This window comes from Desulfomicrobium aestuarii (assembly GCF_055385525.1).
This window is the reverse complement of sequence record NZ_AP042427.1, coordinates 1,886,837-1,910,305: the sequence shown is the minus strand read 5'-3', so window position 1 is coordinate 1,910,305 and position 23,469 is coordinate 1,886,837. Positions and strand designations below refer to the sequence as shown.

The 23,469-nt window shown below is 67.3% G+C and carries 18 protein-coding genes; 10 read left to right on the top strand and 8 right to left on the bottom strand.

From position 1 onward, the window contains the following. Window positions 1-112: 112 nt before the first annotated feature. The 3 genes from ACZ5AC_RS08665 (at window position 113) to ACZ5AC_RS08655 (ending at window position 6,371) form a co-directional block, all read left to right on the top strand. Complete coding sequence (locus tag ACZ5AC_RS08665) at window positions 113-1,507, top strand: YdgA family protein (RefSeq protein WP_464250546.1); 1,395 nt, start codon at window positions 113-115, stop codon at window positions 1,505-1,507. 123 nt (window positions 1,508-1,630) lie between these two features. Continuing rightward, window positions 1,631-2,878 (top strand): metallophosphoesterase family protein, encoded by a 1,248-nt coding sequence (locus ACZ5AC_RS08660; protein WP_464250545.1) that lies wholly within the window; start codon window positions 1,631-1,633, stop codon window positions 2,876-2,878. Then, window positions 2,868-6,371 (top strand): AAA family ATPase, encoded by a 3,504-nt coding sequence (locus ACZ5AC_RS08655; RefSeq protein WP_464250544.1) that lies wholly within the window; start codon window positions 2,868-2,870, stop codon window positions 6,369-6,371. Before ACZ5AC_RS08660 ends, ACZ5AC_RS08655 begins: the two co-directional genes overlap by 11 nt. Before the next feature lie 257 nt (window positions 6,372-6,628). Here ACZ5AC_RS08655 and ACZ5AC_RS08650 read toward each other — a convergent pair whose 3' ends face one another. The 7 genes from ACZ5AC_RS08650 to ACZ5AC_RS08620 form a co-directional block, all read right to left on the bottom strand. Next, window positions 6,629-8,353, bottom strand: coding sequence for an alpha/beta hydrolase (locus tag ACZ5AC_RS08650; protein WP_464250543.1), 1,725 nt, complete (start codon window positions 8,351-8,353; stop codon window positions 6,629-6,631). Then, window positions 8,353-9,315 (bottom strand): hypothetical protein, encoded by a 963-nt coding sequence (locus ACZ5AC_RS08645; protein WP_464250542.1) that lies wholly within the window; start codon window positions 9,313-9,315, stop codon window positions 8,353-8,355. Before ACZ5AC_RS08645 ends, ACZ5AC_RS08650 begins: the two co-directional genes overlap by 1 nt. 125 nt (window positions 9,316-9,440) lie before the next feature. Further along, entirely contained in the window at window positions 9,441-9,626 is a 186-nt protein-coding gene (locus ACZ5AC_RS08640) for a hypothetical protein (RefSeq protein WP_464250541.1), read from the bottom strand. A gap of 743 nt (window positions 9,627-10,369) precedes the next feature. Further along, window positions 10,370-11,584: an efflux RND transporter periplasmic adaptor subunit gene (locus ACZ5AC_RS08635; protein WP_464250540.1), complete on the bottom strand. Its 1,215-nt coding sequence runs from the start codon at window positions 11,582-11,584 to the stop codon at window positions 10,370-10,372. Continuing rightward, window positions 11,581-13,944 (bottom strand): ABC transporter permease, encoded by a 2,364-nt coding sequence (locus tag ACZ5AC_RS08630; RefSeq protein ID WP_464250539.1) that lies wholly within the window; start codon window positions 13,942-13,944, stop codon window positions 11,581-11,583. Before ACZ5AC_RS08630 ends, ACZ5AC_RS08635 begins: the two co-directional genes overlap by 4 nt. Window position 13,945: 1 nt before the next feature. Then, on the bottom strand, window positions 13,946-14,668 hold the full coding sequence (locus ACZ5AC_RS08625) for an ABC transporter ATP-binding protein (RefSeq protein WP_464250538.1): 723 nt from the start codon (window positions 14,666-14,668) through the stop codon (window positions 13,946-13,948). A 431-nt stretch (window positions 14,669-15,099) separates the two neighbouring features. Continuing rightward, window positions 15,100-15,507 carry a cytochrome c3 family protein gene (locus ACZ5AC_RS08620; protein WP_051306853.1) on the bottom strand — a complete coding sequence of 136 codons (408 nt, stop codon included), beginning with the start codon at window positions 15,505-15,507 and terminating at the stop codon, window positions 15,100-15,102. 287 nt (window positions 15,508-15,794) lie between these two features. Between ACZ5AC_RS08620 and fdhD the strand changes: the two genes are divergently transcribed. Beyond that, complete coding sequence (gene fdhD, locus ACZ5AC_RS08615; RefSeq protein WP_464250537.1) at window positions 15,795-16,589, top strand: formate dehydrogenase accessory sulfurtransferase FdhD; 795 nt, start codon at window positions 15,795-15,797, stop codon at window positions 16,587-16,589. Further along, window positions 16,586-17,011 (top strand): rhodanese-like domain-containing protein, encoded by a 426-nt coding sequence (locus ACZ5AC_RS08610; RefSeq protein WP_464250536.1) that lies wholly within the window; start codon window positions 16,586-16,588, stop codon window positions 17,009-17,011. The genes fdhD and ACZ5AC_RS08610 overlap by 4 nt, the downstream gene beginning before the upstream one ends. Here ACZ5AC_RS08610 and yedF read toward each other — a convergent pair. Continuing rightward, entirely contained in the window at window positions 17,008-17,634 is a 627-nt protein-coding gene (gene yedF / locus ACZ5AC_RS08605; protein WP_464250535.1) for a sulfurtransferase-like selenium metabolism protein YedF, read from the bottom strand. The genes ACZ5AC_RS08610 and yedF overlap by 4 nt on opposite strands. A gap of 124 nt (window positions 17,635-17,758) precedes the next feature. On the opposite strand from yedF, the gene ACZ5AC_RS08600 reads away from it, so the two are divergent. The 5 genes from ACZ5AC_RS08600 (at window position 17,759) to ACZ5AC_RS08580 (ending at window position 23,468) form a co-directional block, all read left to right on the top strand. Further along, window positions 17,759-18,397: a lysophospholipid acyltransferase family protein gene (locus tag ACZ5AC_RS08600; protein ID WP_464250534.1), complete on the top strand. Its 639-nt coding sequence runs from the start codon at window positions 17,759-17,761 to the stop codon at window positions 18,395-18,397. Further along, entirely contained in the window at window positions 18,397-19,266 is an 870-nt protein-coding gene (locus ACZ5AC_RS08595) for a lysophospholipid acyltransferase family protein (protein WP_464250533.1), read from the top strand. Before ACZ5AC_RS08600 ends, ACZ5AC_RS08595 begins: the two co-directional genes overlap by 1 nt. Window positions 19,267-19,294: 28 nt before the next feature. After that, a complete protein-coding gene (ade, locus tag ACZ5AC_RS08590; RefSeq protein ID WP_464250532.1) occupies window positions 19,295-20,998 on the top strand; it encodes an adenine deaminase in 1,704 nt (567 codons plus the stop codon). A gap of 71 nt (window positions 20,999-21,069) precedes the next feature. After that, entirely contained in the window at window positions 21,070-22,791 is a 1,722-nt protein-coding gene (locus tag ACZ5AC_RS08585; RefSeq protein WP_464250531.1) for a methyl-accepting chemotaxis protein, read from the top strand. A gap of 158 nt (window positions 22,792-22,949) precedes the next feature. After that, the gene (locus ACZ5AC_RS08580) at window positions 22,950-23,468 is read left to right on the top strand and encodes a chalcone isomerase family protein (protein WP_464250530.1); all 519 of its coding nucleotides are present in this window, start codon (window positions 22,950-22,952) and stop codon (window positions 23,466-23,468) included. Window position 23,469 lies beyond the last annotated feature (1 nt).

The window sequence follows — 23,469 nt, the reverse complement described above, 5'->3', positions numbered from 1 at the left end:
CGCATTGACCCAAGCCGCCTCAAATCCGTTGTTTTCTCCAGCCCGATGTGCAAGTCTGTCGCCCTGATGAATCCGGCCCGCATGTGAATGGTGCCGGACATATGGAGGATCGATGAAAAGATTGTTTGTTCTGCTGCTGGTCTTTGCCGCCGGGGCGTACGCCGCTGCCGCGTATCTGCTCGGCGGCCAGGCCCGCGAGCAGTATTTTTCCCTGTTGAAGGAACATGAGCGTTCGGGCCCCGTGTCCCTGACCAACCAGTCCTACGAGCGCGGCTTCTTCGCGTCCCGGGCCGCGACGCTGGTGGAGGTCGCTGTTCCCGGAGCGGAGCAGGGGGGCGGCGATTCCGCGGCGGCGAAAACCGTGCGCTTCACGCTGCGCCATGAACTGCGCCATGGGCCCATGCCGGATCTGTTCGACGGCTTTTCCTTCGATACGGCCCTGGCCACCATGGAGAGCGTCGTAGAACCCGGCGATCCCGGCGACGATGTCGGCAAGCTGTTCGCCGAAATCCCCGAGCTGGCCCAGTCCAGATCCACGCTGCGCGTGGGCTTTTCCGGCGAGATTACGGGGGACCTGACGGTTCCGGCCTTCGAGAGGAACGGCGGGGAAGGGGAGCGGCTGACCTGGGGCGGGCTGACGCTCAACGTCGTCCATGAGCCCATGACCGGCGTTTTGCGGGGCGACTTCACCCTGCCCGGCCTGTCCCTGGCCGCGGACCGGGACCGGGTCGGTCTGGACGGCCTGACAGGCTCCTTCGACCTGGTCGAGGCCCTGCCGTTCGTCTATGTCGGTCGGGTCGACAGCGCTGTAGCGTCCATCAATATGACGCAGCCGGATGCCGAGAGCGTCCTTGTCACGGACCTGCGTCTGTCCTCGGAAAGCAGCTGCGAAGGCAACCTGGCGGGTTTTCTGCAGAAGCTCGACATCGCCAGAGTCGAGTACGGCGGGGGAGCGTTCGGGCCCCTGTCCTGCGACATCGAGGCCAGGAACCTCGACGCCCTGGCCCTGAGTGAATTCCAGTCCCGCCTGCGCCTGCTGGCCGGCGCCGGCGGCGTGGACGCCGACGCCTTCTCCGCGCAGGTCGGGGAACTGTATGTCACCCTCTTCGGCAAGCTCCTGGCCGGCAAGCCCGAGCTGCGCATTTCCCGGCTGCGTCTGGGTACGGCCAGGGGCGATCTCACGGGTTCCCTGCAGGTCAGAAGCGACGCCCCCGCCGGGCAGGCCGCCGTCAACCCGCTGCTCCTGCTGCCCTTTGTCGAGGCCGAGGCCGAGCTGACCGCCGCCGAGGAACTGCTCGTCGGCCTTCTGGGCCTGGACGTGCGCCGGGAGGAGCCCGCAGCTTCGGACGAGGCCGTGGACCTTTTGGCCAGGCAGCGTTTCCGCGATCAGGTCGAGCCGTTGCTGGCACGTGGGTTCCTGACGCGCGACGGCACGAACATCACGGGCCGGGCCTCCCTCAGCCAGGGGCGCCTGACGGTCAACGGGCAGACCATGCCTCTTTTCTGAGGCAACATACCAGCGCCCGCGGCCGGTTGCGAGCGGGGACGGTTCCGGACGGTACTCCGGATAGGGCCTACCCGGCGCGCGAAGAACCGGCACAACATATCGCAACCACAAGCCGGAGATTCCATGTTCCGCTTCGTCCACGCCGCCGACATCCATCTCGACAGCCCCCTGCGGGGCCTCGAATCCTATCCCGACGCCCCGGTGGAGCAGATCCGCGGGGCCGCCAGGCGGGCCTTCGACAACCTGGTCGACCTGGCCATCGAGGAGGGGGCGGCCTTCGTCCTCCTGGCCGGCGACCTCTTCGACGGCGACTGGAAGGACTACAACACGGGCCTCTACTTCACCCACCGCATGGGGCGCCTGCGCGAGGCGGGCATCCGCGCCCTCATGGTTTCGGGCAACCACGACGCCGCCAGCCAGCTGACCCGCACTCTGCGCCTGCCGGACAACGTGACCCTCTTCCCGCACCGCAGGCCGTCCACCGTGACCTTCGACGACCTGGGCGCGGCCGTGCACGGCCAGAGCTTCGGCGGCCGCGTCGTGTCCGAGGACCTGAGCCGCGACTACCCGCAGGCCGTGCCGGGCATGTGCAACATCGGCCTCCTGCACACGAGCCTGACGGGTCGGCCGAACCACGAGAACTACGCGCCGTGCACCGTCGAGGGCCTGGCCTCCCGGGGCTACGACTACTGGGCCCTGGGGCACGTCCACCGGCGCGAGGTTGTCGGCCGCGACCCGTGGATCGTCTTCCCCGGCAATATCCAGGGCCGGCACATCCGCGAGACCGGGCCCAAGGGCTGCGCCGTGGTCACCGTGGAGTCCGGGCGCGTCAGCGGCGTGGAATTCCGCGATATCGATGTGCTGCGCTTCGAGGCCTGCCGCGTGGACCTGACGGGCTGCGCGGGCCCCGATGGGGTGCGCGACCGGGTGCGCGAGGCGCTGGATGCACAGCGCAGGGAGACGGACGGCCGTCCCCTGGCCGTGCGGGTGACCCTGGAAGGGCGCACGGACTTGCACGCGGGCCTGCACCGCGACCGAGGGCACCTGCGCGAGGAGCTGCGGGCCCTGGCCGCAGACCTGGGCGACGTGTGGCTGGAGAAGCTGGAGGTGGCCACCCGGCCGATTGCGTCCGGCCTGCCCGAGGAGGACTCGCCTTTGGCGGGGCTGGAGCAGGCCGTGGCCGCACTGGAGCTGGACGGGTCGCTCCTGGGCCTTGCGCCGGAGTTCGAGCACCTGCGCGGCCGCCTCCCGGCTGAGCTGTTGGCCGCCGATGACCCGTTCCACCCGGACGAAGAGGGGATGGCCGCGCTCCGCGACGAGGTCCGGGAGCTGCTCATGGCCCGGCTGCAGGAGGGACGCCATGCGGATTGAGCGCCTGGAACTCGCGGCCTTCGGCCCCTTCACCGGCCGGGTCCTGCAATTTGATTCGGACCTGCCAGGCCTGCACGTGGTGCACGGCCCCAACGAGGCCGGCAAGTCGAGCGCCCTGCGCGGCTTGCAGGCCCTGCTCTTCGGCTTCCCGCCGCGCACGGGCGACAATTTCCTGCACGCCTACGACCAGCTTCTGGTGGGCGGACGCCTACGCCGCGACGATGGACTGGCCCTGGCTTTTCGCCGCCGCAAGAAGGCCAAGAACGACCTCTTCGACGAATCCGACGGCCCCCTTGGGGCCGACGCGCTTACGCCCTTCCTGCACGGCATGGGGCAGGACATGTTTTCCTCCATGTACGGCATCGACCACGAGACCCTGGTCCGCGGCGGTCAGGGCATCCTCGACCAGGAAGGGGAGGTGGGGCAGGCCCTGTTCGCCGCCGGGGCGGGTTTCGCCTCTCTGCGGTCCGTGCTCAAGGGGCTGGAGGACGAGGCCGACGACCTGTTCAAGCCCCGCGCCTCGACAAAGGCCCTGACGGCAGCCCTGGCGCGCTACAAGGAGCTGCAGTCGCAGCTGCGGTCCGCCAGCCTGGCCGGGCACGACTGGCAGCGGCACAGCCAGGCCCTGGCCGAGGCCGAAGGGGAGGTCGCCGCCCTGTCCGCCCGCCGTGCGGAACTGACCCGCATCCTGCACCGCCTGGAGCGGCTGCAGCGGGCCCTGCCCTTCCTGAGCCGGCGTCGGATGCTTCTGGAGAAGCTTCAGGAGTTGGGTGATGTTTTTGCCCTGGTCGAGGATTTCGGCCTGCGTCGGCGCGCACTGGAAGAGAAGGGCCGGACCCTGCGCGTGCGGCTGGACGCGGCCGAGGCGCGGCGACGGGAGACCGTGGAGCGCATGGCCGCCCTGGGCGCCGACAGGACCGTCATCGACCATGCCGAGGACATCGAGAACCTGCATCAGCGTCTGGGCGCGTACCGCAAGGGCCTTGAGGACCGCCCCGGCCTCGACGGCATGCGCAAGGGGTACAAGACCGAGGCGGCGCATCTGCTGCGCCGCGTCAGGCCGGAACTGGACGTGGAACGGGCTGAAAGCCTGCGCCCGGGCCTGGCCAAGCGCAGGACCGTCCAGACCCTGGCCCAGCGTCACGAGGCAGTGTTCCAGGGCGTGCGGCAGGCCGGGACGCGCCTGGCTGAGCTGCAGCGGGAGCTGGAGAGCCGCCGGGCAGAACTGGCCGCGCTGGGTCGGGAGGCCGACGGAACGGCTCTGGCGCAGGCCATCGGAGCCGCGCGCAAGGCCGGCGATCTGGACGAGGAGCTGCGTCAGCGCGTGGCCGACGGCCAGAGGCTGCGCGGCGTCTGCCTGGCCTCGCTGGAGCGTCTGGGGCTGTGGCGGGGGAGTCTTGAAGCCGTATCGTCCCTGCGCCTGCCCCTGCCCGAGACCGTCAACGAATTCGAGACGGCCCTGCAGTGTCGTGACGAGGAGCTGCGCCGCCTTCGCCAGGAAGAGGAGCGCGCCGTCCGGAACATGGAGTCCCTGGAGCGCGAGCTTCGGGCCATCGAGCACGCGGCCGTGGTCCCGTCCGAGGCCGAGCTGGCCGACTGCCGGGCCAGGCGCGAGGAGGGATGGAGCCTGTTGCGGCGGCAATGGGTGTACGGCGAGGACATCGCGGCCGAAAGCCGTCTCTACGCGGAGGAAGGGCCCTTGCCTGAAGCCTATGAACAGTGGGTGGCGAAAGCCGACCAGACGGCCGACCGCATGTACCGGGAGGCCGACCGGGTCCAGAAGCATGCCCATCTGCTGGCCGGCATAGAGTCCGCCAGGTCCGCGCTGGACGGGCTGCGGGCCGCCATTGCCGCGGAACTGGCCGAACGCGAGGCCCTTCTGGCCCGCTGGCGTGAGCTGTGGGCCCCGTGCGGCATCGAGCCCCTCGGGCCGCGCGAGATGCGGGCCTGGCGTGGGAATTTCGACGACCTCGGCCGCAAGGTCGGGGAACTGGAACGGGCCCGCGCCGAACTGTCCGTGCGCCAGACGCGGCGCGCGGAGCTGCGCGAGTTGCTGCTGCGCGAACTTGACGCCCTGGGCCAGGCCGCGGACCGGACCGGCGAGGAGCTGGCCCCGGCCCTGCGCCGGGCCGAGGCCGTGTCCGAGGCGCTGGGCGCGGGCCGTGTCAGGCGCGAAACCCTGGCGCTGGCCGTGGCCGAACTGTCGTCGGCCGTGGGCAAGGCCGAGGTGGCCGCGGACGCCGCCCGCAGGCAGGCCGACGAGTGGCGGGAAGCCTGGGCCGAGGCCATGGCTTTCCTGGGGCTTGCCGGCGGCGCATCACCCGAGGAGGCCGCCGACTACGTGGAGACGGTCCAGGAGTGTCTGGCCAAGCTCGACGAGGAGGATGTGCTGCGCAAGCGCATCGCCGGCATCGACCGCGACGCGCGGGTCTTCGAGGACGACGTGCGCGGGGTCTGCCGCCTCGTGGACCCGGCCGCCGCGGATCTTGACGCCGCCCTGGCCGTGGGCCGCCTCAAGGCCCTCCTGGCCCAGGCGGTGCGGGAGCAGACCGTGCGGGCCCGGCTGGAGGAAGACGCGGCCCAGGCAGAGCGGGAAATCCGCTCCCTGTCCGAAGACCTGGCTGTGGTCGGGGAAGGGCTGGCCGCCCTGCGGGCCGAGGCGCGCGTCGATGACGACGAAGGCATGGCCGAGGCCGAACGGCGGTTCGCCGCCTGGTCCCAGCTGCGCGGTGAAACGGACAAGGTCGAGGCCGACCTGGCCGGCATGGCCGAGGGCGGAAGCCTCGACGATCTGGAATCATTGGCCCGCGAGCACGACGCCGACGCGCTGCCAGGACGCCTGGCCGAGTTGCGCCTGGAGCTCAGGGAACGGATCGAGCCGAGGCTGCAGGAACTGGCCGAGGCCATCGGGCGGGAGAAGAACGAGCTGGCGCGCATGGACGGCGGCGACGCCGCGGCCCGCGTGGCCGAGGAGATGCAGGAGGTCCTGGCGACGATTTCGCGCCTGACGGGCCGCTACATCCGCCTCAAGGTCGCTTCGGGGGTGCTGCGCGCGGAGATCGAACGCTACCGCGCCGCCAACCAGGGGCCGCTTCTGTCCATGGCCTCGGACCTCTTCCGCGACCTGACCCTGTCGTCCTTCGCCGGCCTGCAGGCCGACATCGACGAGAGCGACAGGCCCGTCATCCTGGGCCTGCGGCCCGGCGGCGAGCGGGTCAGGGTGGACGGCATGAGCTCCGGCACCCGCGACCAGCTCTACCTGTCCCTGCGCCTGGCGAGCCTGTCCTGGCGCGCGCGGACCGCCGAGCCCATGCCCTTCATCGTCGACGACATCCTCATCAACTTCGACGAGGCCAGGAGCGCCGCCACCCTGCGGGCCCTGGCCGCCATGGCCGACCGCACCCAGGTCATCCTCTTCACCCATCAGGCCCATGTGGCGGAACTGGCCCGGGGGCTGCGGGACGGGGAGAGGGTGTTTGTGCACGGTTTGTAGGTTTATTTCAGTGCGGCCGCGTGCCGGGCGGTCTCCGGCGAGGGCCGTCGAAACTCCCTCTCCGGTCTCGTAATGCTTCCCGGCCTTGAGATTTGGTCACAGGGTGGCGCTTCGAACGTGACACGGCCGGGAAGCAAACGATGCCTGGATCGGTCAGACAGTCGACGGCCCTCGCCGGAGACCGCCCGGCACGCTCGGACCGAGCGTAGGGCGGGATGGTGGAAAAGCAAGAGGAGAGAGCTGTTCCGCCGCCCGTTTCAGTTGTACTCTTCCCGAAGCCAGCCCAGACAGAGGTTGTGGATGGTGTTGATGGTGGCCTGGATGGCGCTCTTGTCGAAGAATGCCGAATGTTCGCTTGTCGTGGGGCAGCCGGTGGCCATCATGGAGCGCTCGGCGCCGTGCCAGTAGGGAAGGGTGTGCGTGGCGTTGCCCCAGGTGTTGCAGTCCGGCTGGAGGCCCGTGGCCGAACTGAGGGGGACCGTGCCGTCGCCCAGAGTACAGATGTCCTTGTCGGCCATGCCAGGCCCGGTGTCGCCGAACCCTGACACGCGCAGCAGAAACAGCCGTTTTCCTTCCTTGATCCCACGATCCAGCTCCGCAAAGGGCGTGTCCCAGGGGACTGCCGGGCCATGGGTGCCGTCGGCCTCGACCCAACAAACCTCGCTGTAGTTGCCCCGGTTGCGTTCCAGGATGCCCGAGATGTGCCGCAGGGCGTAGTACCTGTCCCGCAAGTCCCTGTCCCCGCGCATGTCGTCCTGGCGGTGCTTCACGGTCAGGGTCACGTCCCTGGCCAGCCAACTCACTTCCGAACACGTGTCCTGGCCGCCGCTGCTGAAGAGCTGCATGGTGCGCGGGTGGCTGTAGTCGCCGATTGTGGCGTGAAAACTCCGAACCGTCTCCAGCCTGTTCAGAAATATCCTGGCCCGTATTTCGGAGTCGGGATCCGCCTCTGTCGCCTCGCCATGGAACACGCAGCCCAGGGCCCCTTCCTCCAGAGGGTCCGGCTGGAACCAGCCACCGTGGATCATGCCCCAGAAGTCGCGATGGCTGCTTCTGGCGTAGATTTCCCGGTAGGGATCGGCCTTGGGGTAGGACTGAAGCCCGTCCGGCGAGCCTGGATCCTGGACGTGCAGCCATTCCCGCCTGCCGTCGTTGGTGCGGTAGTGCTGGCTGGGCAGGAGTTCCAGGGCGCTCTCGGCGTGGGGGAAGATGGCGGTGATGGACGGGCCGTCGGGCCCGAGAACCTTGGCGCCGAGCATGCCCAGGATGTTGAAGAAGCCGTCCACCTCCTGCCCGGCGATCATGCGCCGGTAGGCCACCGGGGCGCCGTGCACGGGCTGTGCGCCGTGGATGACGCCGAGGACCTTGTCGCCGACGTCACCGGCGTCTTTGCCGCCCAGGGCCCAGCGCGCCACCAGACCGCCCATGGAGTGGGTCACGAGGATGACCTTTTCAGCCTGGATGGTGTGGATGAATTCGCGGAGCTTCGCCCCGGACAGGCGGTTTGACTCCAGCCAGTTGTAGCCGAAGGCGTAGACGGGCAGGTCCAGCAGTACCTTGAGGGGCGTCGCCCAGTCCTGGATGGCGGTCAGCAGGTCCCCGTAAAAACTCCAGGCCACGCTGCCCCATCCGCGTTGTTCGGCTTTGGAGTAGTCGGCGTGGTCCTTGGTGACTTGATTCATTATGGCCAGAGTTTGGCCGATAAGCAGATCGTAACGAGCCTTTGGCGTTGCTCTCATGTATTTTCCCGACATGAACGATAGATCGTCAGGATTCCAAACGGGAGCATTGTCGGGGTTTTTCAGCTTTGAGCCCATGATGCCGGGCACGAAGATAATGGTGATGGTGTCGCGCTGGACCTGGATGATGTTGTCCCTGCAGGCCTCGCATTCTGTGCAGATAGGTTCCTTGAGCATTTCCCGTGGGGTCTTTCTGTGGCGCAGAGGATCGTCGTAGGGTATTTTCGGTTTATTGTTATGCATTATTTGTCTCCTTTCATCTTGGCGTGCCATGCCTGAATGGATGTGAAATTATCAATGGCTGCGTCCCATATGCGCAGGGCGTCGTGCTGAGCTTCTGCGTCACAGCTCATCTCCAAGTAAATTGCAGGTCTTTGTGAGTTTTTGACTTCTGCTTCAATAGCCCATTCAGCATATAATGTTGATTTTGGGGTTTTGCATTCATGCCCGTTAAGAATAAAGACTTCCTCCAAACCAGGCATGCCCTCAAAGGGGCGTTGGCGTGAACGCAGGATTTTGAGATCGATTTTATTCCCTTCGAGAATCTTTCGAATGGAAGTGATTGATCTGGCCGGTTCATCAGGAGTTAAGATTGTGTACGCCCTGAGGCGTAGCGATATTGCCGATGCGGTTTCAGTCTCTTCGCGTTGTGCAGAGGTGCTGACTCTCTCGAATCGGGTTTTCATACCCCGCATCCACCCCCTCCCCGTCCAGAACAAGTCAGCCGGTAGATCTGACCTGTCCGTGTGGTAGTGCCTGAAAAAGTCCAGGGTCGTCCCTTTCAATTCGCCCAGGCATTCCTTGCCGATCTCATAGGCGGTCTCCTCCTTGATGCGCAGTATCCAGTCCGGCATGGCCACGAACGTGTCGATCCAGTGCGCGCCGTTCTGGGCCGAGTAGCAGAGCAGGACGGCCGGGTGGCCGAAGTGTTCGCTGACGTCCTCCTGGACGAACCCGCCGCGGACTACGGGCGTGTTCTTGTAGACGTCGTAGTGCTTCCTGGCCTCGTCGCGGACCGGTTCCCACATGTCCCGGAACTGTTGTGCGCGGTCCCCGCGGCCCCAGTCCGTTTCCTCGATGGTCATGCGGTTGATCTTGATGCTCCTGCCCTGGAACTCCAAACCCTGAGGCACGGGGAAGAGGAAGCGCCCCACGGGGTAGAGGGTCACGGGCAGGGGGGGCTGGCTGGTTGTGGTGTGCTGCATGGTTTTGCAACCTCCGGCGAGAAGAAGTGTCAGGATGGCAAGGACGCACAGCGTGCAGCACTGCGCACGGGACATGGGGTTTCCGCTGGCGGCGGGGCAGCCGCGGGTGTCTGTTCGGCCCGGGTTCATGTCCGGCCGCCTGGTATGGGCATGTAATCGAGGTCGCCCGTCTGGTGCACCGTGGTGGTCTGGGCGTAGGCGCAGTCGCGCCAGAGGTAGCCTTCGGTCGTGGCCTGCGGGTCGTCGTCGGGGCCCAGCCAGACCACGGTCTGGAACAGGCCCGTCCCCATCGGCCGCGACGCTGAAGGCATGCATCACCCCTTCGGCCAGGGGCACGGGCGGCTCGCTGCCCTGTGTCTCCAGTGCAAAGTCGACTCGTTTCGCCTTGGGGCAGGCAATGAGCATTCCTGGGTAAGTCATTGGTACCTCCCGCGTTGGATTCATTCCGGTTCAGCCGTGCCAGGGCCTCCTTGCGGCAGTCGGTTCGCGCATTCTTTGTCCCGGGTGTCCCGCAGAAACTCGTCCGGATTGTCGACACGTCGAAGCGTGCCGCAGGAATTCAAGACCTCCATCGATTCAGCCTCCCGCGTTGCAGTGTCCTGCCCCCGTCCAGGGGCGCCAAACATTGTTTTGGGGGGAGACAGTAAAACGAAAGGTCCGGGAGTGATATTGGGCGCTTTGAGTATGATGGATTACTGAATTGCGTAGATGACGCCGCGTCGAGGTATGATGGGGGGTATCAGTGCGGCCGCGTGCCGGGCGGTCTCCGGCGAGGTCCGTCGACACTCCCTCGCGGGCCTCGTAATGCTTCCCGGCCTTGAGTTTTGGTCATGGGGTGGCGCTTCGAACGTGACACGGCCGGGAAGCAAACGATGCCTGGCTCGGTCAGACAGTCGACGGCCCTCGCCGGAGACCGCCCGACACGCTTGAACCGAGGGTTTGGCGGGATGACGGAAAGGCAAGAGGAAAGCCTGCCCGACCTGTTCAAACGCTCCGACTCCCCTCCTGCCAAGGAGGGGTGCCCGAGGGGGACGACTCACACGGGAAAGTCCCGTTATCGCCGCCCCTCCTCCCTGACCCGCATCCCGTCCGCGAGGGTGTCCGGCGGATGCAGGATGACGCGTTCTCCTTCCTTCAGCCCATCCCTCACCTCGGCCTCCAGGCCGTTCTCGCGGCCGACATCGACCGTGCGCAGCACCGCCTTGCCTCCTTCGAGCACGAAGGCCATCCACTCCCCGCCGCGCCGGAACAGGGCGCCCGTGGGAACCTGCAGCACGTTTTCCCCCTGCCAGGTGACGATGCGCGCCTGCACCCCGTAGCGGTCGCCGAGCATCACGCCGTCGGGCAGGGCGTCCGCCAGTTCGGCCCGCACCTTGACCCGCTGCTCCTCCACGCCGATGGCCGAGACCTTGGTGAACCCGCCGGGTTCGACCACCGTGACCGTGGCGCGCAGGCTCCCTTCGCCGCCCCAGTGCTCGATGAGGGCCAGGGCGCCCGGCGTCACGGCCACGGCGTCCGTGGAGAGCAGTTCGATCTCGATCTCAAGGTCGTTGGGGTCCCCCACCTCCATGATGGGCGTGGACGCGGCCACCGCCCTGGCATTCTCCTCCATGACGGACAGGACGTACCCGTCCACCGGGGCCAGGATGGGCACGGTCTCGCCGTGGCCCGGCGTAGCGGCCCTGGTCAGGGCGGCCCGCGCCGCGCCGGCCTCGTGTTCGGCCACCTGCAGGGCGAAGGAAGCCGCCTGCGCCCCGCGCTCCAGGACCCGCACCTGGTTCTCGGCCCGGTCCCATTCCTGGCGGGCCACGGCGCCGCTTGCGAGCAGCGCGTCCATGCGCCGAAGCTCCGTGCGCGCCAGTTCCAGGCTCGCGTCCGTACGCCGGGCCTCGGCCAGCCTCGCCTTGACGGCGGCCTCGGCGGCGTCGATCCGGGCCAGGGCCTCGGCCCGCATCCTGGGATCGAGGAAGGCCGCGGGTTCGGGCGTCAGTTCGGCCAGCACGGTCTTCCCGGCTTCGATGCGCGCCCCGGCCCGCAGCCCGACGCGTTGCAGAAAACCGGCCGTGGGCGGGTAGACGAGGTAGCGGCTACGGATGCGCGTCTTGCCCTCCTCGGTCACGCTGACGGTCATGGGCCCGCGCGAGATCGTCCGCGTCTGCACGGGCAGGGGCTTGGGCCACAGCCCCGCGACGATGAGGGCGGCCAGGGCCAGTGCCGCGAGGGTCAGAACGAGAGTGCGCCAGGGGCGGCGTTTGCGGGTGGTGTTCATTCGGGGGCCTTCAGCACGGCCAGCAGTTGCAGGTTCCTGATGCGGCGTCCGACTACGAGGAAGGACGCCAGGGAGGACGAGAGGACGATGAGCACGGACGTGGCGTAGGCGCGGTCCGTCAGCACCAGCGGCATGCGCACGGATTCGGTGTTGGCGGTCATGACCAGCACCCGCGCCATTTCGCCGCCGATCCACAGCCCCGGCAGCAGGGCGGCCAGGGTCAGGACCACGAGCTCCGAGAGCAGGATGACTGTGGTTTCGGCCTCGGAGAAGCCGAGCACGCGCAGGGTGGCCAGGTCGCGGGTCCGTTCGGACAGGGAGATGCGCGCCCCGTTGTAGACCACGCCGCAGGACACGATGACGGCGAAGCCGAAATACACGGTCTGCACCACGCCCATCATGTCGCCCATGGCCGACTGGAAGCTCTCTCGGGCCGACGAGGTGAACACGGCCGAGGCGATGGCCGGGGTTTCGTCCACGCGCCGCAGGAACTCGTCGCGCCGGGCCGGGTCCAGGGTCAGGTGCGCGCCGCTGACGACCCGCTCCTCGCCCATGAGCCGCCCCAGCGCGTACAAATCCATGTATGCCCCCACCCCGGCGAAATCGGTGATGGTCCCGGCCACGAAGGTCTCGAGCACCGGGCGCCGGCCTTCCTGAACCTCGATGCGCACCGGGTCGCCGGGCGCGAGGTCGAGCACCTCGGCCAGCTTCTCGGATAGCATGAGGCCCGACAGTGGCAGGTCCACGGTCCGCCCCTGCGCGTCGAGGAGCAGGTTCAGGCGCGCGTCGGGCAGGCGTCCCGTCAGGCCGACCCGCCGTTCCCGCAGGCCGCTGACGATGCGTCCCTGGACCACGCGGAAGGGCTCGGCGTGCAGCACCCCGGGCAGGGCCGCCAGGGCGTGCAGGGCGGCCGGGGAGCCGGGCTCGATGAGGGTGGCGGTGACGTCCTGGCGCTGGGCCAGCCGCCACTGGAAGTCCATGAGGTAGTCGATGCCGTCGCCCATGGCGCCCGGCACCATGGGGATGGCCGTGGCCATGGCCAGGCCGAAGGCCGTGAAGAAGGCCTGCCAGGGCTTGCGCTCCAGGTTGCGCAGGGCCATGCGCTGCACGGGCGAGAGCAGACGCATGAGGCCCAGCCGCTCCAGGAAGGACGGCTCGAACCGCGCCGGGGGCTCGGGCCGCATGGCCTCGGCCGGGGGCAGGTTCACGGCCTGGCGCACGGCCCCGAGGACGCCGGCGAAGGACGCGCCCGCGCTGGCCGTCAGGGCCAGGCCCAGGGCCTGCCAGTCGGGCCGGAAGACGAGGTTCGGGAACTGGAAGAACCGCCGGTAGATGTCCACCATGTTTTCCCCGAGCCACAGGCCGACCACGGAGCCGAGCAGCGTGGCCGCCGCGACGGCCGCCAGGGCGAACTGGAAATAGTGCATGCCCACGGCCCAGGAGGAGTAGCCGAAGGCCTTGAGCTGGGCGATCTGCTCGCGCTGCAGGCGCACCAGCCGGGTCAGGGCCGCGCTGGTCATGAAGGCGGCGATGGACAGGAAGATGATGGGGAAGGCGATGGCGAAGCCCCGCAGCATGGCGATGCGGTCGTCGATGAGCTTGGTCGAGACGTGCTCGGTGCGGTCGAAGGCCACCAGCGCGCCGTAGGGGGCCAGGATGCGGTCCAGGGCCTTCTTCACGGGGCCCGTTTCGGCGCCGGGAGCCAGGGTCAGGACGACGCTGTTGAAGGCCCCGCTCAGGGCGAAGGCGTCGGCCAGGGCCCCCTCGCTCATCCAGAAGGTGCCGTAGCGGCGGTTGTCGGGCACGGTCTCGCCGGGCCGGGTTTCGTAGACGTACTCGGGCGACATGCCCACGCCGACGATGCGAAGCTTTGTTCGCGCCCCGTAGACCGTCGCTTCCAGGGTGTGGCCGGGCACGAAGCCGTGGGCCTTGGCGAAGGGCTCGCTGACCACGACCTCGTCCGGGCTGTAGGGTTCGGGCAGGCGTCCCTGGCGCAGGTGCAGGCGGTTGACCTCGGTCTCGCGGCCGTCGGGCAGGGACAGCACCAAGCCGTCGGCCGGTTCGCGCAGGCCTGGCAGGTCCAGGGTCAGGGTGCCCCTGACGCGCGTCTCCAGGGCGGCCACGCCGTCGATCTCGCGTAGACGGGCCTTCATGGAGTTCGGGGCGCGCTTTAGGTCGCAGAAGACGTCGGACAGGCGGTGGGAGGCGTAGTACTCGTCCCGCGCCGCCTCCAGGGACCTGACCAGCCCGCGGGCCATGATCATGACCATCAACCCGCAGGCCATGACCAGGGCCACGGCCGCCATCTGCCCCTTCATGGACCACAGGTCGCGCAGGAGTTTGACGTTCAGGGCGCGCATGTCACCAGGCCAGCTCTTCCGCCCTGCGGCGGGACTTATTGGTCCGGATGTCCGTGATGCGGCCGTCCGAGAGGAGGATGACGCGGTCGGCCATGTCCGCGATAGCCACGTTGTGGGTGATGACCACGGCCAGGGTGCCGAGTTCGGCGTTGATGCGCTCGATGGCCGAGAGCACCGTGATGCCCGTGCGCACGTCCAGGGCTCCGGTGGGCTCGTCGCAGAGGAGCACGTCGGGGTTCTTGGCGATGGCGCGGGCAATGGCCACGCGCTGCTGTTCGCCGCCCGAGAGCTGGGAAGGGAAGTGGTCCAGGCGCGCCGAGAGACCCACCAGGGACAGGGCCGCGGCCGGGTCCATGGGGTCTTCGGCGATGTCGGTGATGAGCGCCACGTTCTCGCGGGCCGTGAGGCTCGGGATGAGGTTGTAGAACTGGAAGATGAAGCCCACGGACTCGCGGCGGTAGGCGGTCAGCGTCTTCTCGTCGGCGTTGGTCAGGTCCTGGCCGCGGTAGGACAGGGTGCCGCTGGTCGGGGTGTCGAGGCCGCCCAGGATATTGAGCAGCGTCGACTTGCCGCTGCCCGATGCGCCCAGCAGCACGACCAACTCGCCGGGAAAGAGGTCCAGGCTGACCCCGCCCAGGGCCCGCACCTCCGGGGCCGCGCCGGTCTGGTAGACCTTGGTCAGGTCGCGGGCGCAGAGGAGGGGGGAGGGCGGTAGTGCGGTCATGTCGGGGGCTCCGTGTTTTGTGCGGTTTTACTGAAGCACAATGGGGCCTTGAGGTCAATTTGCGCGGGCCGAAGGAAGGGGGGCGTCCATATGGTCCATCCAGTCCATTTCGTCCATCCCGTCCATTCTTGGCAAAGAGGCTCAGGGCAGGGCGCTATGGACTTGCGCAGGGCGGCGCGGGGCGCTTTGATCCGACAAGGGCCGTCGAAACTCCATCGCCGGCCTCGTAGGGTTTCCCCGTCGCGTGCGGGGCGGAAGTATGCGCAGGGCGAGGGACGACGGGGAAACCGACGATGCCTGGCTCAGTCGGACAGTCGACGGCCCTTGTCGGATCAAAGCGCCCCGCTCGGGCGTATCGTTGGCCAGAAAAAGATAGATCAGGAAGAGGGGGGAAAAGAGGCGCCCCCGGCTTGCGGGGGCGCGCGGGAAACTTACTTCACGTGGCAGCTGTTGCAGGCCAGGGGAGCTTCGCCCTGTCCCTGCTTCTTGAGGTCGCGGTGGCAGCCCACGCAGCTCTTGGAGGTGTCCTTGGTGGTGTGGAAGGCGTTGTAGAGGGAACTCGCGGTCGTGCGGTCCTTGGCGTTGTCGTGGCAGCCTTCGGACATGCAGCTCTGGAAGGTGTAGGTCTGCGGCACGGTGTGGTGGCAGTCCTGACATGCGATGTGCATGTGCGAAGCGTGGTTGAACGTCACTTCGGCTTTCTTGGGGGTGTAGTCCTTGACGCCTTTGGCGCTCATCAGGACGCTCTCGGGCATCTCGACGCTTCCGGCCATGGCGGTGGCGACACCGCCCAGAATCAGCAGCCCCACGAGCAGGGCAAGGGTTCCAATCCGTTTCATCCGATCCTCCTTGAAATGTTCTTCAATCACGCACGAGGCCCGTGGTTCCCGCCGAGTCCAGGGTCCGGGCGGCGGGGGGCCGGCATCCCTTAACGAAGGATTCTCCTGTATATTCATCCCTTGCGGAGGGCAAGAGCTTAAATGTGAAGTTTGTCACGAGGGTCCGCGGCCCGTTTCCACCCGTACTTTCGGCATGTTCGCGTCTTGACAGTCCCCTGCCTGCGGGTAGGAATCGGGAAGGCGCGCGTGCTCTGCACGGCGGCGCGAAAACAGAGCAAGGAGCCTTCATGCCCGATCCACAGCCCCTCGAACCCCTGGTCCAGATGGACATCGTCAAGGTCACGGCCGCAGGCCCCGCCCCCGAAATGGACGTCGTGGCCACGGAGGTGCCCGTGACCATCATGGCCGGGGACACGGAAATCGCCACCCTGATGTGCACCCCTGAACACCTCGACGACCTGGCGCGCGGCTTCCTGCACACCTCGGGGCTCCTGGACAGGCCGGGGGATTTTCTCGGCAGCGAGGTCGACCCGGCCGTGTGGGCCGTGCGCGTCTCCCTGGCCACGGCCGTGGACCCGGAGCGGCTGTCGAGGCGCACCTTCACCTCGGGCTGCGGCAAGGGCGTCATGTTCGCCAGCGCCGCGGAACTGGACGCCCGTTCACCCCTGCCCGGCGGCTTTTCCCTGCCCGCCGCGCGCATCCAGGAACTGGCCAACTGGTTCCGGCGTTATTCCGACCTGCACCACGCCACGGGCGGGGTGCACACCGTGGCCCTGAGCGTGGAAGGCCGGGAGCCGGATCTCATCCGCGACGACGTCGGCCGCCACAACGCCGCCGACAAGGTCGTGGGGCGGGCCCTGCACGACGGCATCGACCTGTCGCGCACGGTCATGGTCACCTCGGGCCGCATCTCCTCGGAGATCGTGCACAAGGGCCGCCGCGCCGGCATCCCCATCCTCGTCTCCCTTGGCGCGCCCACCCACCAGGCCGTGCTCCTGGCCCGCGACATGAACCTGACCCTCATCGGCTTCGCCCGCCAGAACAGGTTCTCCATCTTCGCCTGCCCGGAGCGCGTGGCATGAGCATGGCGATGCCGGGCCCGGCTCGAATTTTTCTGCTGCTGGCCGTGCTTGCGCTCCTGGCCGCCTGCCGGGGCGCGGACGATCGCCTGCTGGAGCCGCGCGCGGCCTATGAGCTCATCGAGCGAAACAGGGGCGCAAGGGATTTCCTCGTCCTGGACGTGCGTACGCCGGGGGAATTCAGGAGGGGGTACATTGAGGGGGCCGTACTCATGAACTATTACGACCCCGATTTCAGGGAACGCTTCGCCGTCCTGGACCGCAGTCTGACCATTTTGACATACTGCCACGTCGGGGGCCGCAGTTCGGATGTACTGGCACTGGCCGACGAACTGGGCTTCGAGCGTGTCTTTGACCTGCGGGGGGGGATCGTGGCCTGGAAAAGCGAAGGCATGCCCCTCGCTGGAGGCGGGACTGTCCCCTAAAGCGTTATGATTTTGTCGGCCACGTGCTGACTGGTGACCACGTCGAGCATGTTGGTTACCTCGCCCACGACCTTGCTGTCCATGAGCTTGAAGAATTCGAGGCAGGTGCCGCAGACCAGGATGGACACGCCGGCGGCTTCGAGTTTTTTCAGGTTCTCCGAAGCCGGGTTGGCGTCCGTGGCCAGCCTGACGCCGCCGTTGACCAGGACGATGCGCCACAGGGCGTCGCCCAGTTCCGGCAGGGTGGCCAGGAAGTTGCCCATGAGGCGCGTGCCCAGGGTGTCGTCGCCCTGGCCGATGACGTCGCGGGTGATGAAGACGAGGATTTTCGGGGCGCAGACCGGGCAGGCCCGTTCCGAAGGCTGCGCTGCGGCTGCGGGGGCCGCTGCGGCGCCTTCAGCTCCTGCCGCGCGGGATGCGGTGATGGTCCACAGGCCGCCGTCCTTGCGCATGTCGTCGATGCGCATGCCCTTGCTGGCCAGGAATCGGGAGACATTTTCCTTGGCCGCGTCGTTGTCCACGACGACCTGCAGTTCCTGGGGCGACTGGGAGTCCAGAAGCTGCTTGCAACGCAGCACGGGGTTGGGGCATGGTTCGCCTTCGCAATCGAGAATGATGGGCATGGCCGGGCTCCTTGTTTTTTTTCGATGCATTACGCAGTGTTGCGGAGCGGTCAAATCGTTTTGATCTATCAAGCGGCCATCCGACCATCGACAAATCCGATTCGATTCCAAACAGGAGACAGCAGTGCGCCTTTCCATTCCGCCGCGGCTAATCGGGGCCATCCTCGTTCCCCTGGTCCGCCTGTGGGCCATGACCCTGCGGCTGGAGCGGCGCAACCTGGCTGTCTTCAAGGACCCGGAGCTGCGCGCCAGACGCCCCGTCATCATACTCTGGCACGACGAGATCTTCCCGCTCATCCCCTCCCACACCGACGAGCACATGGCCTGTGTGGTCAGCCAGAGCAAGGACGGAGAGATCCTGGCCGCGGTGCTGGAGGGGCTCGGCTATCGCACCGTGCGCGGCTCCAGTTCGCGGGGTGGGGTGCGCGCCCTCATCGCGGCCAAGCGTTTCATGGAGACCCATGACCTCGGGGTCATCTTCACCGTGGACGGCCCGCGCGGCCCGCGCCACAAGGTCAAGCCCGGCGCCGTGTTCCTGGCCAACCTGGCCGGATCGCCCGTGGTGCCCGTGCGCGCGGTCATGGAGCGGGCCACGGTCTTTCACAAGGCCTGGGACAAGTTTCAGCTGCCCTGGCCCTTTTCGCGCTGCGTCATCACCTACGGCGACCCGGTGGACCTGCCGGACTGCACCCGGGACCCCGAGGAACTGCAACGGCAATGCGAGGCCCTGGAGACGATCATGAACGAACTTGGAGGCCGCTGATGCGGGATGTGTGTTACAACGCCTTTCTTCCCCTCGGGGCGGCTCTGTCCCTGAAGCGTCTGCAGGCTTTGGGCAGGGGACTGGGCAGCCTCATGTGGGCCGCGCTGCCCGCCCGGAGGCGGGAGACCACGACCTGCGTCCGGGAGCGGCTTGGCGTGGACGAGGGCCGGGCCAGGGAACTGGCCCGGGAGAGCTTCCGGCACAGCGCGTGCTCTTTTCTGGAGATTTTCCACACCCGCCAGGTGGACCCGCGGTTCCTGCGCGACCGGGTCGAGTTCGAGAATCCCGAGCTCTTCGCCCGCATGTCCTCCACCCTGAGGCCCGTAGTGGCCACGACGGCCCATCTGGGCTCGTGGGAGCTGCTGGTCGGCCTCATCGGCGCCTTCTCCTCGCGCAGCGACTGCCATGTGGTGGTGCGCCTGCCCAAGGACGAGGAGCTTGGCCGGATGATCATGCACATGCGCTCCCAACCGGGCATCCGCATTCTCCCCCACCGGGACGCCGCCACCGAGACCCTGGGTCATCTGCGCGCCGGGGGCATGAGCGCCTTCCTGGTGGACCACAACTGCAAGCGCGCCGAAGCCCAGTTCCTGCCGTTTCTGGGCGAGGTCGCGGCCGTCAACAAGGGGCCGGCCATCCTGGCCCTGCGGGCCAAGGCCGAGGTCTGGCCCTGCTTCCTGCTTCGCCTGCCCGAGGGGCGCTTCCGCTTCGTGACCTTGCCCTGCCTGGACACCGCCGGACTGACGGGAAGCAGGGCGGAGCGCATCGAGAGCATCTGCCGCTTTTACACCGACGCCGTGGAGCGTATGGTCCGCATGTATCCTGAACAGTGGTTCTGGATGCACCGCCGCTGGAAAACCCGTCCCTGACCACCACATACAGACGCGAGGTGACGCCATGTCCTTGAAACGACTCATTCCCGCCGCCAGGGGAGAAGCTCCGGCGGACCTTCTCATACGCGGATGCATGCTGGTCAACGTCCTGTCCGGCGAAATCCACCCCGCAAGCATAGGCGTCAAGGACGGCGTGTTCCTCGGCATAGGCGACTACGAGGCCGCGGAAACCCTGGACGCCGAAGGGCGATTCCTCTGTCCGGGGTTGGTGGAAGGGCATATCCATATCGAATCGACCCTGCTCGACCCCGTGCGCTTCGCCCGGGTGGCGGCGGGCCACGGCACGGCCGTGACCGTCTGCGACCCCCACGAGCTGGCCAACGTGCTGGGGCTCGACGGCATCCGCTGGCTGCTGGAGACCACCTGCAAACTGCCCATGGAGATCCGCTGCATGATGCCGTCCTGCGTGCCGGCCACGCACCTGGAGACGGCCGGGGCCAGGATCTCGCCGCAGGAAATTCAGGCGATGCTTGAGGATTTTTCCGAACGCATGCCTGGGCTTGCTGAAATGATGAATTATCCCGGCGTGCTGTTTCAGGACCCGCAGGTCCTGGCCAAGCTCGTGGCGGCCGGGACGAGGCCCATCGACGGCCATGCGCCGGGGCTGACGGGCCTCGACCTGAACGCCTACATCCTGGCCGGTCCGGGGAGCGACCACGAGGCCGTGCACCTGGCCGAGGCCCGGGAGAAGCTGCGCAAGGGGATGCACGTCATGCTCCGCGAAGGCAGCTCCGAGAAGAACCTCGTGGAACTCCTGCCCCTGGTCAACGATTTCAACAGCCAGAACTGCTCCCTGGTGACCGACGACCGCCACTGCGACGACCTGCTGCGCCAGGGGCACCTCGACCACGCCGTCCGCCTGGCCGTGAGCAACGGCCTTTCGCCCCTGCGGGCCATCCAGATGGCCTCCATCAACACGGCGCGGTATTTCCGCCTGCACCGCAGAGGGGCAGTGGCCCCGGGCTACAGGGCGGACTTCATCCTTCTCGACGACCTGGATTCCTTCGCCATCTCCTCCGTCCATCTGCGCGGCAGGCACATCGACGACCAGTCGTGGGACGCCGCCCCGAGCGGCGTCACGGTGACCGGCAGCGTCCACCTCGGCGAACTGTCCACGGACTGCCTCGACATCCCGGCCCGGGATGGGCGGGTCCGCGTGATCCGTACGGTGCCGGGGCAGATCGTGACCGAGGCTGACCTCGTCAAACCCAGGGTCGAGGGCGGTCTCGTCTGCGCAGACCCGGAGGCGGACGTGGCCAAGCTGGCCGTGTTCGAGCGCCACCACGGCACCGGGGGCAGGGGGCTGGGCCTGGTGCGGGGGCTCGGGCTCAGGCTTGGCGCCCTGGCCGGAACCGTGGCCCACGATTCCCACAACCTCATCGCGGTCGGTGTCTCGGACGCCGACATGATGCTGGCCGTGCGGACCCTGGAGGCGTGCGGCGGCGGCTTTGTCTGCGTCGAAGGCGGCCGGGTGCTTGAACTCCTGCCCCTGCCCCTGGCCGGGCTCATGAGCGACCGCGAGCCCGAGGAGGTGGCTGCCGGTCTGGACCGCCTCAACGCCGCGGCCCGTTCCCTGGGATGCCCCGCCGACATCAACCCGTTCATGCAGCTGTCATTCCTGTCGCTGCCGGTCATTCCCAAGCTGAGGCTGACCGACAGGGGGCTGGTCGACGTTTCTTCCTTTGATTTTGTGTCGTTACACGAATAGCGCTTGCGCTCGCCAGTAGATGCAATTAAGTACTCTTCCTGCTTAAAAATGGCACTACTGCGGAGGAAACTATGTGGGCGCGACTGAGTCTGAAGTGGAAGATACTGCTGATCACCGGCTGCGGCCCTCTGGTCCTGGCGCTGGTCATGGCCTGGATGCATGTGCGCGACGTCACGGACGCCGCCATCGGCGGCAAGCTCAAGGAGAGCCGCTCCGTGGTCATGATGGCCGAATCCGTGCGCGAGGACATGGCCCACAAGCACAAGCTCGGAGTGCTCCGCCCGCTGGATGAACTCAAGGACGATCCGGCCACGCTGCTGCAATCCGTGCCCATCGTCTCGGCCATGAACACGGCCGCGGCCAGGGCCGCGGAGGCCGGGTACGAGTTCAGGGTGCCCAAGGAAAGCCCCCGCAACCCGAAGAACGCGCCCAATGACCTGGAACGGAAGGTGCTGGGCGAATTCAGCTCCTCGAACCTCCAGGAAAAGGTCATCGTCGAGAAGGACAGGCTCCTCTATTTCAAGCCCATCCGCCTGTCCGAAGACTGCCTGTACTGCCACGGCGACCCCAGGGGCGAGAAGGACCCGACCGGGGGCGTCAAGGAAGGATGGAAGGCCGGCGAGGTGCACGGCGCGTTCGTCGTCATCTCCTCCCTGAAGGAGACCAACGCCTCGATCCTGGCCAGCGAGCTCACCGTCGGTGCGGTCACCATGGGCATACTCCTGCTGGTGGGCGCCGTTTCCTGGCTGCAGATCCGGGCCAGCGTGCTGCGGCCACTGCGCGAGGCCGGGGACTACCTGGAGCGCCTGGCCGACGGTGACATGACCGGGGAACTGGCCGTCAGCCGCAAGGACGAGCTGGGCGACATGCAGGGGCACCTCAACCACATGGCGACGAACCTGCGGGTCATCGTCCGGGACATCACCGAGCGGGCCAGGGTGCTCCTGGGCTCCTCGGCCGAACTGGAGACCATGTCCGACGGCCTGCTGAAAAGCGCCGAGGAGCTTTCGGCCAAGTCAGGCACCGTGGCCACGGCCTCGGAGGAGATGAACGCCAACATGAACTCCGTGGCCGCGGCCATGGAGCAGGCTTCCACCAACGTCGGCACCGTGGCCACGGCGGCCGAGGAAATGAGCGCCACCATCCACGAGATCGCCGGCAACACGGATAAGACACGCGAGGTCACCCGGCGCGCCGTGGCCAAGGCCAGCTCGGCCTCCCAGCGCGTGGACCAGCTCGGCGTGGCCGCCCGCGAGATCGGCAAGGTCACCGAGACCATCACGGCCATCTCCTCCCAGACCAACCTCCTGGCTTTGAACGCCACCATCGAGGCGGCCCGGGCCGGTGAGGCCGGCCGCGGCTTCGCCGTCGTGGCCAACGAGATCAAGGAGCTGGCCAACCAGACGGCCTCCGCTACGGAGGAGATCCGCGAGCGCATCGCCGGCATCCAGAGCTCCACGACCGCGACCATCGAGGAGATCGGTCAGGTCATGGCGGTCATCGAGGAGGTCAGCGCCTTCGTCTCGACCATCGCCGCCGCCGTGGAGCAGCAGTCCTCCGCCACCCGCGACATCGCCGAGAACGTCGGCCAGGCCTCCATGGGCATCCAGGAGGTAAACGAGAACGTGTCCCAGGCCTCGGTCGTCACGGGCGAGATCGCCAAAGACATCGTCCAGGTCAGCACCGCCTCGGGGCACATCTCTACCAGCAGCACGGAGCTCAAACGGAGCTCCGAGAACCTCTCCATGCTGGCGGGGGCCCTGGAGGGGCTGGTCAAGAAGTTCAAGGTGTGACGGGTCGCATCCAGAGATGAACGAGATGGAGCGCGCCCTTCGGGGCGCGTTCCGCTTTTCACCCCCCAGGCCCTTCCGATTGTCGCTTTCTTCCCGGTCTTTTTCGTCATACCTCTCCATCATGGACGTCCGCATCGCGTCCGAGGGAGGTAACGCTCATGAAAGGCTTTCTTCGCGCCTGGCTCCTGGTCCTGCTTCTTGCGGCAGACGCCCTGTCGGCACCCGCACATCTCTACAGATACATGGACAACCCGCAGCCCGTGGGCAGCGGCAACCTGAGATTCCTGGTCTGGAACGTGTATACCGCCACCCTGTACGCGCCCGCCGGGAGCTGGCGCCCTGACGGGCCCTTCGCGCTGCATATCGTCTATCACATGGAACTCAAGGGGGCGGACATCGCGACGAGGAGCATCGAGGAAATGCGCCGGCAGGGCCTGGACGACCCTGAAACGCTGCGGCGCTTCGGGGCGCGCATGGAGGCGATTTTCCCCGACGTCGTCAAAGACATGACCCTGACGGGGGTGCGCGACAGGGCGGGAGGCACGCTGTTCTACAGGGACGGCGTTTTTATCGGAGCCATACGGGAAAAGGAATTCACGGACCGCTTTTTCGATATCTGGCTTTCGCCCGAAACGAGCGAGCCGGAACTCCGCGCCCGACTACTTGGCGGCAGTTGAG